Below are 12,051 nucleotides of genomic sequence, written 5' to 3'. Positions count from 1 at the left end.
TTCCCAAAGGAAGATGCTTTCCGTTCAGGCATCTGCTTTGAATTCTAGATTTGGTTTTGCTTGCGATCGCATAATTTTAGCTGCATAAAAACAGGCCAACCTATCGCTACCAGCATCGGCGGCCGGGCCCCCAAAAGCACACCGATTGTCATCTGGAATTGCCAACTTAGGAAAAATGATGCTTTCATAACATCAAATTTTTTGTAGGCGAACTCGTTTCCTACATACCACGAAGCTGCTGCTACTGCTTAGGAGTCAAGGTTTGCACGATATAGGCCGATCCCCCTTGAGTATTCCTTTGATCTTTATAGGGTCATTTGATAAGTTGCTGCTCAAGTTTTGTTACGGTAATTACTTAGACCGGAATTGGGCAGGAACGCTACATATACTCTGCCCGGCAGTGGCAGTTTCTTGTGGCAAATTTTTCAGGCGATCGCCTTTTATTAACACATTTAAAACTCAGGCAGCTAATTAAATTTATATCGGTGAAACTCTATGTTCTGTAGCACGATTGGGCAACCTATTTTTTCAAACAGTGGACGCATCAACCAGGTTTTTTCAGGAACATACGACAAGTGAGGGCGAGGGATATCGCTTGAAAAACAGGGTTTCTCCCCTCTTTCGCGCGTCCCCGACGCTGATTCGGGCGATCGCGCCCCTGCAGGTATCTGAGAAAACCACCATCTCTGAATCTTGAAAAAATAGGATAGTGTATCAAGCAATACCGACAGCACAGTTACCAAAAAATCACAGCCACTGATTGGTATTTAGATTTCTTAGTTCAATGGGGCAATCAACATTCTCAAGGTAAGAATTCCCCTCTTGAATCGAGTATAAAATGTTGCCAAAGGCGATGTCAATCTACTGCATATTGTTGTTAATGCTACCTTTATTCCCCACATTAAAAGTTGGCTGATATTCGGTTTCCCGTACATCCCTGTCTGTTGGATAGTAAATGATGTTATCTTTAACAGAGGGTGTTGTCTAGCTTGGTGTTTGTCGCGAACAAAGCTCCTATTTGATGAAGGATCTATCTTCAGGAGGAAAGTTCGCTGCTCGGCAACTTATCCCTATAGGAACTGTTTGGCGATCACATCAATCGTTATTATCAATGCAATGACAGTGAAGTTTTGGCAGATAGATGTTGGGGTGTTGCGAACAGTCGATCGGTTGGATTCTATGTAAACACCAGGAAAGCGGTAATTAATATTCACCCGCCCCTCTTTCCTTTTGGGCTCTAACATCAGCGCTGGTAGCAGCGCCGAAAGCGAGTTAAAGTCGTCAGCGGGACTTAAAAATGAAAATCACCTTTGTTCTTCCTACTCTGTCTCTGACTGGTGGAATACGAGTAATATCTATTTTCGCCGAACTTTTGAGAAAGCGAGGACACTCCGTGTTCGTTATCTCTGTACCCCGTCCCCAGCCGAGTATGCGCCAGCAAGTCAAGTCGCTGTTGCGGGGAGGGGGTTGGATTTCCCCACCTGAAAACGAACCCTCATTTTTCGATAACTTAGGTGTAGAACACAAAATTACCGATCGCTACCGCCCCGTAGAAGACAAAGATGTACCTGACGCTGACGTAGTAGTTGCCACCTGGTGGGAAACCGCCGAGTGGGTAGCCAAACTCTCTCCCAGCAAAGGAGCAAAAGCTTATTTTATCCAGCACCACGAAGTTTTTGACTATCTACCTCAAGGTAGAGTAGAAGCAACCTGGAGGCTGCCGATGCACAAAATTACGATTTCTGAGTGGTTAGTTGAGCTAGCTCGGACTAAATATGGCGATGACAAAGTTTCCTTAGCTCCTCCTACCGTGGACACCAAGCAATTTTACGCCTGTCCTCGCAACAAACAATCGGTTCCTACAGTTGGCCTACTGTACTCTACAGTCTACTGGAAAGGAACTGACATCGCCCTCAAAGCTTTTTCCCTAGCGGCAGAAAAGATCCCCAACCTGCGTTTGGTTGCCTTCGGTACACAGGCCCCATCCCCGGAATTCCCCCTACCGGCCCATGCCGAGTATGTAATTCAACCCGACCAAGACAAAATCAAAGACTATTACAGCAAATGCGATGCTTGGCTGCTGGCGAGTCGCTCAGAAGGCTTTGGCTTGCCAATTATCGAAGCGATGGCGTGCCGCACTCCCGTCATCAGTACCCCAGCAGGCGCTGCTCCTGAAATTTTGAGCGGCGGTACTGGCATACTTGTAAGACCAGAAGATCCCGAAGAAATGGCAAAAGCCATAGAGCGTATCTGTCAGATGCCAAATTCCAAGTGGCAAGCCATGTCCGAAGCCGCCTATGCCAAGGTGAACAATTATACTTGGGATGATGCCACGGCTCATTTTGAAGCGGCATTGAAAGTGGCTATAGACAAATCTAAACAGCGCGAGTTTGACATAGTTTCCTGTTCTCCCTACCTGGACCCAGTGCCGCAACCAATTCCGGTTGGTTAGATGCTAGCTGCAGCCATTGGAAATTCTGCGCTAGCTGCTCGCTGTGGCGCTGGATTCTCAGCATAAACTCAATATCGTTTGGTGGGGTGCTTCTGCCACAACTAAAATCGCCCGTGTCCTGTTTTCTACCCAGCAGTCTAGAGACGAATTCTGACCCCAGCGACGAGGGAATACTGGTTATAAATTGCTCGGCCAAAATCTGAACCAGAGGGCAAGGGAGGTTTTAAGGCTGGCTCCGTTACAGGTTAAACTTGTCTTGTCATCAAACATCTCCCGATTTGTAATTGGGAAAAGTCCCTGACGACAAAGTAAGATCGCCTCGACTATCAAGTGACGATCGCCTCCAGCAGAGATCCGCACCCCGCAGAAAAGCCAAACAGAGGCTGGTAAGTGCGAACTTTTTGTTATGGAGGAGTTTTAACCAGTATCAATCTTCAGCATCTACTCATGAAAATTACTTTTGTCCTTCCTACCCTTGGTCTTACAGGTGGCATGAGAGTTTTATCTATCTACACAAAAATTCTTCAAAAGCGAGGGCACAAAATACTGATCGTCTCCACGCCCCCGCGGCAACCGACTTGGCTCCAACAATTGCGCTCGCTGCTCAGAGGTAGGGGTTGGGAGTCCGCTCCAAAGACAGAACACTCTCACTTTGACAAGGTGGATGTCGAACACCGAGTTCTCGAAACCTACCGTCCAATTACCGACCTGGACGTACCTGATGCCGATATTGTCATGGCTACTTGGTGGGAAACTGCCGAGTGGGTGGCAAAACTCTCTCCGAGCAAAGGAACGAAAGTATATTTTCTCCAACACTACGAGGCTTTTGACTACATACCAAAAGGTCGAGTAGAGGCAACTTGGCGGCTGCCGATGCACAAAATCGCTGTGGCCCAGTGGCTGGCCGACATAGCTCGGAATGAATACGGCGATTTGTCTGTATCTCTCGTCCCTCCCACCGTGGACACCAAACAGTTTTACGACCCCCAGTCGCGAGCGAAGCAGCCGCGAGGCAAGCAATTAGTTCCCACAGTCGGGATGTACTATACTACAACTCCTTGGAAAGGCTGCGATCTTGCCCTGAAAGCTTTCTCTATAGCTGCTAAAAAAATTCCCAACCTTCGTTTAGTTGCCTTTGGTTCCGGCCATACTCCTCCTCCCAATTTGCTGCCGCCTGGCACTGAGTATAATAAGAAACCGACTCAAGACCAACTAAAAGAATTTTACAGCAAATGTGATGCTTGGCTGTTTTCCAGCAGATCCGAAGGCGTCGGCTTGCCAATTTTAGAAGCTATGGCTTGTGGCACTCCAGTCATCGGCACTCCTGCTGGTGCGGCTCCGGAACTACTTGCTGGCGGGGGTGGCATACTTGTCAAGCCAGAAGACCCAGAGGATATGGCAAAAGCGATCGAGCAGATTTGTCAGTTGTCTGATGCCGAATGGCGCGCCATGTCCAAGACTGCTTTGCAGACGGTGATAAATTATACTTGGGAGGATGCAACTAATCTCTTCGAGGCGGCACTATACACTGCTTTGGAACGTCCAGCACAATTAACGAACAAGACGTAAAATGGAGGTTGATTTAAAAGATTGGGATAGGGCGATCGTTTAAGCGAGAATTTTGATCCGGCAATTTGAGTTGTCTTTCTACAATTTTACTGCCAAAAAAGACCTATGGTTGCATTAATCCCACTTGCTATGTTCGGCTTTATTCCAGTCGTTTTTTACCTGTTTGTGAGGTTTCCGGCTCAGCGGGCAGTAATTATAAGTTTTGTGGTAGCGTGGCTGTTTTTGCCGCAAGCTTCTTATCCCATCCCCTCATTGCCACCGTATACCAAAATCTCTGCAGCTTGCTACGGCATTTTGCTGGGGACTCTTATCTACGATACTGCGCGCCTCACCTCTTTTAAGCCCGGTTGGCTGGACGTGCCAATGGTAATTTACTGTTTGTGTCCAATTTTTTCACAAGTTAGTAATGGTGGCAGCCCGATTTCTCCGACTATCAACCAAATCGTTACTTGGGGTCTGCCTTATTTTTTAGGACGCTTGTATGTGGGTAATTTAGACGGGCTGCGACAATTGGCGATTGGGATTTTTGCAGGTGGGTTAGCCTACATACCTTTTACTTTAATTGAAGGTGTTAAGGGTCCACTTCTGCACCAAATGGTTTACGGCGTCAATGCCTTTAATGACTGGGGTCAAGCAAGGCGTTTGGGGGGGTGGAGACCGGTAGTATTTATGCAGCACGGTTTGATGGTCGGCCTGTGGATGATGACAGCCGCCTTAATCGCAGTTTGGCTTTGGCAAACTGGGGTGCTCAAAAAGTTTATGGGCCGCAACATCAAGACTTTAGCAATTATATTAACTATCGCTTTTTTATTGTGCCGTTCTACTGGCGCCTACAGTTTATTTGGAATAGCGTTGCTCATATTATTCTCGGCCAAGTGGTTTCGCACCTCTTTGCCCCTGCTATTCATAATTGGATATATAGTGTTTTATCTGTACATAGCTGCATCGGGTCAATTTTCGAGCAAAGACGTGATTGATTTCATCACTCAAATATTTGGCGAAGAACGAGCCGGATCTCTGAAGTTTAGATTTGACATGGAAGAGATATTGGGGGAAAAAGCGCGGCAAAGATTTATTTTTGGCTGGGGGGATTCCGGCGGAAACCGCGTGTACGACGGGTACGGTAAAGATATCTCGGTCACCGACAGCTTATGGATTATTGCATTTGGCGTCAACGGTGCAGTCGGTTTAGTTAGTTTATTTTCTTCATTGTTACTTCCTGTTATCGTCTTTTGCGTGTTCAAGTATCCCGCCAGAACCTGGTCTAATCCCAAAGTAGCCCCCGCTGCCGCCCTGGGAGTAGCCTTAACTATGTACGTGTTTGACTGTGTTTTGAACGCTATGACTAACCCGATTTTTGCGCTGATTGCTGGAGGAATATCCGGTCTGGTCTTAAAAGCTCCAGAAAGTCTTAAGGCCAAGAAAACCAGTTCGCCACCAAGAAGACAGTCGCTGGTTCACCAAAAATCAGGATGATTTTCAGGAATGCGATCGCGGCTTCGCTCAAAGCTTGAAAATATCTTGCGTTCCCGGTAGACAAAAACTACAAAATCTACCATTTTTGCATGAAATCAAGTTCGGAAGTTGCGATATATTTCTAACTAGGCTAAAATTTAAATCTCATAAACTATTTTTTACCTTCATTGGCCGTGCTTCAACAAGTATGAGCACGGGATGGCTTTTTTATTGAAACTGTGTTGCGAGTTGTAAACTTAAAAAGGGGCTTTATACACTTTTTCTAAAACGAGCTGATTCTTTACATAATCTTTAAAAATCCTGACTAGACAGGTAGGGTCTAGGAGGATATACTGAGAAAAGTATGTTTACTGAAGCGCCCAAGTAGCTAAAACACGAAACTGTATTGTGGGTTATAATAGTTTGAGTTGTAGTTTAATATAAAGCGGGAAGGGCATCATAAATGAAAACAGTTAATTTATTGAATGTCTCGATAGATAACTTGTCAATAACAGAGTTGTTTGAAAAACTCGACTGCGAAGGTGGGGTCGTATTTACACCCAATGTAGACCACTTGATTAAGTTGCAGTATGACCGCGACTTCTATGAAGCTTACAATACATCTACTTATAGAGTCTGCGACAGTCAAATATTGATGTATGCCTCCAAGTTTTTGGGTACTCCTCTCAAAGAAAAGATTTCTGGTTCGGATTTGTTTCCGGCATTTTATATGTATCACAAAGATAACGAGAAGATTAAAATATTTTTGCTAGGAGCTGCTGAAGGTATTGCTAGGAAAGCTCAGGAAAAAATTAACCAAAAAATTGGTAGAGAAATAGTGGTTGAAGCACTTTCTCCTTCTTTTGGCTTTGAAAAAAATGAGGAAGAATGTGAAACAATAATTGACGCGATCAATAAATCAGGAGCGACTGTTCTGGCTATCGGAGTGGGAGCGCCCAAGCAAGAGAAGTGGCTGGTTAAATACAGGAGCAAATTAACACACGTCAAAATTTTCTTAGCCGTAGGTGCAACCATTGATTTTGAAGCTGGTTGCAAAGCCAGAGCTCCCAAATGGATGAGCGAAGTCGGCATAGAATGGGCGTACAGACTGTTAAGTGAACCGAGAAGGTTGTGGAAAAGATATTTGATTGAAGGTCTGCCTTTTTTCCGATTAATCTTAGAACAAAAATTAGGGTTTTATAAAATGCCTTTCATGGAGAGCAAAACCAGCCAGCTCGAATGGAAAGGTGGCTCCTAAAATGGTGAGCCACAAATCTCTAGCGTAAATTAAGCTGAGTATCGGAGAAAGTGGGTTTGACTTCAAGGTAAGACTGATGCAATCTCTGGAGAGTCCGATCGCACTTTCTCTCAAAATAATTCCTTTTTGCTTTCAAGTCCAGGTAAAATCGGAAAGAAACCTTTTGTGGAAAATCCTAATTAGGGATGCAACCGATGAATCTGCCTTCTTTCTTGTGGTTGTGGAAAATAGCGGCTTGGTCAATGGGTGTTTCCCTGTTGGCTTACCTGTTGCTGGCCGTTACTGGAACGTGGATGTTTGCCGCTAGGAGTACCAAAAAACAGCGCCCAAAATGGCTGCGTCCCTTTCATTTAGCCACTGGTGCGGGGATGGCGACTTTGGTAATTTTACTGCTGGGAATTGGTGTAGTCGGTACGCTAGGATACTACGGCAATTTGGGTCACTCGGCTCATTTACCGGCGGGGTTAGCTGTTGTGGCTTTGGTGTTGGTTTCTGTTGGAAGCGGGCTGCAAATTGGCCCTAAACGTCCTTGGGCACGTCCCCTCCACATCGGCACTAATTTGGCCTTGTTTGGGGGATTTGTGACTGTGTTGCTCACAGGATGGACGATCGTACAAAAGTATTTGCCGAAAGTTTGAAACCTGTCTATTTGACCTCAAACTATACCAAATGTGCAAGGGAAAACATATATTTAAGGTGCGCCGCAGCGCACCCTAGGTTTAATTTTTTTGCGTGAGTCCGCTTTTTGTGATGAATTCTAAAATATGCTGCGCGGTAATCTGTGGCTTTTCTAAGTGGGGAACGTGCCCGCAGTCGGGTATCCAAATTAGTTGAGAATTGGCGATCGCCCTTGCAAACTTTTCCGCATCCGCCGTCCCCAAAATCCGGTCTTGTTTTCCCCACAGAATCAGCGTCTGCTGCTGAATTTGCGATAATTTTCCCCCAAAACCACCGTAACCGCCGCTTTTGGTAAACGCAATTAAAGCTTGATTCCAGTTGGGCATTTCCAAGTGCAAAGCAGCACAAGTTTGAGCGTCTAGAGAAGCCAAATTTTTATCGAAATAAGCATTGACGCTAATTCGCTGGCGAATTTTGGGATTGCGTAAAAATGAAGTTGCCAGATATCCTAAAGGAGGAATTAAAAATTTTCCCTTATTAGAACTGATGGCAAAACCTGCGCTATCTATTAACACTAATTGTTTTACAGCTTCGGGATAATTGAGAGTGAAATCAATTGCTGCTGCACCTCCCATTGAAGCACCGACTAAGATTACAGGCTGCGAAATTAGCGTTTTCCAAAAATAGTAAAGGTGACTTTCAATTGCCCTCGCGCTGAATGCCAAACCTGCTGCTCTTTCTGTAAAGCCAAAACCCAACAAATCAACCGCCCAAGTTTCATTTTCGGCAGCCAGCAGCGGCAACAGGCGGCGGAATTCAAACAAGGAACTGTCGAAGCCGTGAAGTAGCAAAATCGGTGTGTTGCCGCTGCCTTGGCGCACGTAGGTTGTGGCAATTGGCCCAGAAGATAGGGGAGTTGTAATTGCCTCCCGTTGAATGCTTTGGGCTAAGGCAATTGAGGTAGATTCTGTGAGTTGTGCGATCGACTTTGGCAGAAAACTTGCTGGCATAATTCTTGATAAATTGTGAATCGGTAGGGGCGATGCCACTCTGTCCGCCCTAACATTTAAGTATATATGCTTGCTCGATCGCTATTTTAAGAGTTGGGGCGAGTCATTAAAATTCGATCGATATATCGATATTTAGTATCGCGCCGTCCCACCAATGGCTGATTCTGTTTCTGGTAACTATATTTGAGAATAGTTGCTAATAAACAATTTTTCAGATAAGATGCTTAAGAGCAGTAAGTTTTACCATCGCGCAATTTAACCGCAAATTGGCATCTAACCTAAGAGAGATTTCAACTCTAGATCGCAAAAAAAGCATCAAATTTCCGATCGCGGGGAACAACTGTATCCGAAATCTTCCCAGAAAACAAGTAGCCTGACAACCCAAGTTTGGCGATGCGTGCACTGCGGTGTAAAATTTATTGAGAATTTATCTCAATTGTTTCCTGGGAGTAACGCCAAACAACTTGCTGCTAAAACCGATCGACTGTGAGAAGAACCATGAAACAAAACCAAGAATACAGCGAACAGAAGCAAGAGTCAAACCCCAGACAGTTCGCGGGTTTCACCTTTTACGGCGAGACACCAGAAGTCTCTGGAAGCGAGTCTGGCAGCACCGAAACTCAGCCTGCGGTGGCGGGTGGTAAATCATTCCCCCTAGCAATGGCAAGCATCGGTGAGAAATTGCGGATTGTCAAACTCAAAGGTTCAGAAGGCACGGTGCGCCGTCTGATTGCTATGGGATTAGTCCCCGGAATCGAAGTTCAAATCATCAGCAATTCTGGCGGTTCTGTAATTGTGGCGATTGGCGACAACCGCATCGGTTTGGGGGCAGGTATGGCACAGAAAATTCTGTACACGAATCTTGTCTAGGGCAATTATCAAAAAATTGCATCAACAGCAATCTTATTGGATTTGTGAAAAAGATTTTCTTTTTTTTACCGCAGAGGGCGCAGAGGGCACAGAGAAAGACAAAAGAGAGATGTTGACACATTCTGAAAAAGTTGCTACCTTCAGGCCTTTAATTTAGTTTGTACCAATTTAGAGTCCATTAAAACAAAAGATGAGCGAGAAAAAACAATTAGGGGATTTAGCTGTTGGTGCAATCTGCCGCGTCATTGGCTATGAGAAAACAGCCAGAGGTTATAAAGGCAAAATGTTAGCAATGGGATTGACGCCGGGAACTGAATTTACTGTTAGTCGCTATGCACCTTTGGGGGATCCCGTAGAAATCCTAGTGCGCGGTTTCAAACTCAGTTTACGCAAAGATGAAGCCAAAACCCTATTTGTAGAAGAGGTTAAATAATGACTAAGCAAATTATTGGATTGGTGGGCAATCCTAACTGCGGCAAAACTACTTTGTTTAATGCCCTGACCGGTGCTAACCAAAGAGTAGGGAATTGGCCAGGAGTAACTGTCGAACGCAAAGAGGGAAAATACACTCACGATGGTTTAGCAATTACGATTGTTGACTTACCGGGAGTTTATTCTCTTGATGCGGAAGATGGAGATACTGGACTCGATGAATTGGTAGCGCGAGATTATTTGCTATCTGGGGAATCTGACTTAATTATTAATATTGTTGATGCTTCTAATTTAGAGCGCAATTTGTATCTCACTACCCAAATTTTGGAGATGCGCGTACCGACAATTTTGGCGCTGAACATGATGGATGTTGCCAAAGAACGGGATTTCAAAATCAAGGTCAATAAACTTGCAGAACGCCTCGGCTGTACGGTAGTGCCGATGAGTGCTTCCTCGAATGACGGAGTGCCTCTGTTGCGTGATGCGATTAATCGGGCGCTGTCTCAGCCGATCGTACCATCTGCCTATGTCGCTTATCCGGCTGCCATCGAAGATGCGATCGCCCAACTCATCCCGCACATCGAAAAACACAGCCCAAATCGCACCGTAGATGCCCGCTGGACAGCCCTGAAGCTGTTAGAATATCAGGATGAAGTCGCCCCGGAACTCGCCAGTACAGAACTCGAAAAAATCGTCGTTCCGCACCGCCGCCGAGTCCATGAAACCCTCGATGACGACCTCGATATTATCATCGCCGACAGCCGTTACACCTTCATCCGCAACCTAACCCAAGGCGTCACCGAATGTTCTAGAGAAGTCAAAACCAACGTTTCCGACAAAATTGACCAAATTGTTCTCAACCGTTTCTTAGGCATTCCCGTATTCTTAGCGGTAATGTACCTAATGTTCACCATTTCGATTAACGTTGGTGCAGTGTTTATCGACTTTTTTGACATAGCCTTGGGGACAATTTTTGTAGATGGTTTCGCTAAACTTTTAGAAAGTATCAGCGCACCAGGATGGTTGATTGGACTTCTCGCAAAAGGTGCTGGTGGTGGAATTCAAACCACATCTACATTTATCCCCCAAATTGGGATGATGTTCTTGTGTTTGTCTGTTTTAGAAGACTCCGGCTACATGGCGCGGGCTGCCTTCGTGATGGACAGATTGATGCGATTTGTCGGACTTCCTGGTAAATCCTTTGTGCCGATGATAGTCGGTTTCGGCTGCAATATCCCCGGAATTATGGCGACGCGGACATTGGAAAATAAGCGCGATCGCACAATGACGATTATGATGAATCCATTCATGTCTTGTAGTGCCAGATTAGCAGTTTACGCCCTATTTTGCGGCGCATTCTTCCAAGTCGGCGGTCAAAACATGGTATTAGGACTTTACCTAATCGGAATTCTAGCCGCTGTTCTCACCGGACTAATCCTCAAGAATACCATCCTCCAAGGAGAAGCCGCGCCTTTTGTTATGGAATTGCCGCCCTACCACATTCCCAAGCTCAAAGGAGTGTTACTGCGGACTTGGGACAGACTGAAAGCTTTTATCACAAAGGCCGGAATTGCGATCGTAATCATGGTGGTTATACTAGGATTCATGAGCTCAGTGGGCACCGACGGTTCCTTCGCCAAAGACAACAGCAAAGACTCAATTCTTAGTGCAGTCGGCCACGCGGCAACACCTGTATTTACACCAATGGGAATCACCCAAGAAAACTTGCCCGCCACCGTCGGTTTGCTAACAGGAATATTTGCCAAAGAAGTAATGGTTGGAACCTTAGATTCCTTGTACACCCAACTAGCAGACGAACAAAAAGCAGCAAGTGGAGAACCGGAGAAAGAAGAAGAATTTAGTTTCTGGGGAAATATCGGCCAAGCATTTTTTAGCATACCAGAGAATCTTACAAAACTTCCCGGTCAACTTTTCGATCCCCTCGGCTTAAATTCTACTAATATTACCGACCAAAAACAAGCGGAAGAAGACCAAGGTATCTCTGGTAGCACCTACGGACAAATGTCCCAGCGGTTCGCTTCCAATCAAGCAGCTTTTGCTTATTTGCTTTTTGTATTGCTGTACTTTCCCTGCGTCTCCGCAACGGCTGCGCTTTACCGCGAAACTAACTTGGGATGGACTGTATTCGCAGGCTTATGGACTACTGGTTTAGGTTACTGGATTGCAGTCCTATATTATCAAGTCGCGACATATGCAGAGCATCCAGAATCTTCAGTTATTTGGGTAGTGAGACTGGTAATAGCTATGGCGCTGACACTTGCGGGATTAAAAATGATCGGTGCAATACGCCCCAAGCGACGCGCAGCAATCAGTAGTTAGTTGACTGTTGACTGTTGACTGTTAACTGTTAACTACGTTTAAGAATC

Annotated in this window: 10 protein-coding genes; 8 read left to right on the top strand and 2 right to left on the bottom strand. The window is 45.4% G+C overall.

What is annotated here, in order from left to right; all coding sequences use genetic code 11:
• Window positions 1–24: 24 nt before the first annotated feature.
• Window positions 25–165 (bottom strand): hypothetical protein, encoded by a 141-nt coding sequence (locus QUB24_RS08890; protein WP_333152551.1) that lies wholly within the window; start codon window positions 163–165, stop codon window positions 25–27.
• 1,132 nt (window positions 166–1,297) lie between these two features.
• Between QUB24_RS08890 and QUB24_RS08885 the strand changes: the two genes are divergently transcribed.
• The 5 genes from QUB24_RS08885 (at window position 1,298) to QUB24_RS08865 (ending at window position 7,372) form a co-directional block, all read left to right on the top strand.
• On the top strand, window positions 1,298–2,452 hold the full coding sequence (locus QUB24_RS08885) for a glycosyltransferase family 4 protein (protein WP_333152549.1): 1,155 nt from the start codon (window positions 1,298–1,300) through the stop codon (window positions 2,450–2,452).
• A 447-nt stretch (window positions 2,453–2,899) separates the two neighbouring features.
• Entirely contained in the window at window positions 2,900–4,021 is a 1,122-nt protein-coding gene (locus QUB24_RS08880; RefSeq protein ID WP_333152547.1) for a glycosyltransferase family 4 protein, read from the top strand.
• Between the two features lie 105 nt (window positions 4,022–4,126).
• Complete coding sequence (locus QUB24_RS08875; protein ID WP_333152545.1) at window positions 4,127–5,497, top strand: O-antigen ligase domain-containing protein; 1,371 nt, start codon at window positions 4,127–4,129, stop codon at window positions 5,495–5,497.
• A gap of 442 nt (window positions 5,498–5,939) precedes the next feature.
• Window positions 5,940–6,734: a WecB/TagA/CpsF family glycosyltransferase gene (locus tag QUB24_RS08870; protein WP_333152543.1), complete on the top strand. Its 795-nt coding sequence runs from the start codon at window positions 5,940–5,942 to the stop codon at window positions 6,732–6,734.
• 194 nt (window positions 6,735–6,928) lie between these two features.
• On the top strand, window positions 6,929–7,372 hold the full coding sequence (locus tag QUB24_RS08865; RefSeq protein ID WP_333152541.1) for a DUF4079 domain-containing protein: 444 nt from the start codon (window positions 6,929–6,931) through the stop codon (window positions 7,370–7,372).
• Window positions 7,373–7,453: 81 nt separating this feature from the next.
• On the opposite strand, the gene QUB24_RS08860 is transcribed toward QUB24_RS08865, so the two are convergent.
• Complete coding sequence (locus QUB24_RS08860; RefSeq protein WP_333152539.1) at window positions 7,454–8,362, bottom strand: alpha/beta hydrolase; 909 nt, start codon at window positions 8,360–8,362, stop codon at window positions 7,454–7,456.
• A 498-nt stretch (window positions 8,363–8,860) separates the two neighbouring features.
• Here QUB24_RS08860 and QUB24_RS08855 point away from each other — a divergent pair, with 498 nt between their 5' ends.
• The 3 genes from QUB24_RS08855 to feoB all read left to right on the top strand — a co-directional run bounded on the left by QUB24_RS08855 (window position 8,861) and on the right by feoB (window position 12,004).
• On the top strand, window positions 8,861–9,232 hold the full coding sequence (locus QUB24_RS08855) for a FeoA family protein (RefSeq protein ID WP_333152537.1): 372 nt from the start codon (window positions 8,861–8,863) through the stop codon (window positions 9,230–9,232).
• 190 nt (window positions 9,233–9,422) lie between these two features.
• Window positions 9,423–9,665, top strand: coding sequence for a FeoA family protein (locus QUB24_RS08850; RefSeq protein WP_333152535.1), 243 nt, complete (start codon window positions 9,423–9,425; stop codon window positions 9,663–9,665).
• The gene (gene feoB / locus QUB24_RS08845) at window positions 9,665–12,004 is read left to right on the top strand and encodes a Fe(2+) transporter permease subunit FeoB (RefSeq protein ID WP_333152533.1); all 2,340 of its coding nucleotides are present in this window, start codon (window positions 9,665–9,667) and stop codon (window positions 12,002–12,004) included. The genes QUB24_RS08850 and feoB overlap by 1 nt, the downstream gene beginning before the upstream one ends.
• The last annotated feature ends 47 nt before the right edge of the window (window positions 12,005–12,051 follow it).

This window comes from Microcoleus sp. B9-D4 (genome assembly GCF_036705105.1).
In the GTDB taxonomy this organism is placed as follows: Bacteria; Cyanobacteriota; Cyanobacteriia; order Cyanobacteriales; family Microcoleaceae; genus Microcoleus.
The sequence above is the reverse complement of the archived record's forward strand: the minus strand, read 5'-3'. Positions and strand labels throughout refer to the sequence as shown.

Coding starts and splice junctions, on each gene's coding strand:
- QUB24_RS08885 (WP_333152549.1), top strand. CDS start 1,298: ATGAAAATCACCTTTGTTCTTCCTACTCTGTCTCTGACTGGTGGAATA.
- QUB24_RS08880 (WP_333152547.1), top strand. CDS start 2,900: ATGAAAATTACTTTTGTCCTTCCTACCCTTGGTCTTACAGGTGGCATG.
- QUB24_RS08875 (WP_333152545.1), top strand. CDS start 4,127: ATGGTTGCATTAATCCCACTTGCTATGTTCGGCTTTATTCCAGTCGTT.
- QUB24_RS08870 (WP_333152543.1), top strand. CDS start 5,940: ATGAAAACAGTTAATTTATTGAATGTCTCGATAGATAACTTGTCAATA.
- QUB24_RS08865 (WP_333152541.1), top strand. CDS start 6,929: ATGAATCTGCCTTCTTTCTTGTGGTTGTGGAAAATAGCGGCTTGGTCA.
- QUB24_RS08860 (WP_333152539.1), bottom strand. CDS start 8,362: ATGCCAGCAAGTTTTCTGCCAAAGTCGATCGCACAACTCACAGAATCT.
- QUB24_RS08855 (WP_333152537.1), top strand. CDS start 8,861: ATGAAACAAAACCAAGAATACAGCGAACAGAAGCAAGAGTCAAACCCC.
- QUB24_RS08850 (WP_333152535.1), top strand. CDS start 9,423: ATGAGCGAGAAAAAACAATTAGGGGATTTAGCTGTTGGTGCAATCTGC.
- feoB (WP_333152533.1), top strand. CDS start 9,665: ATGACTAAGCAAATTATTGGATTGGTGGGCAATCCTAACTGCGGCAAA.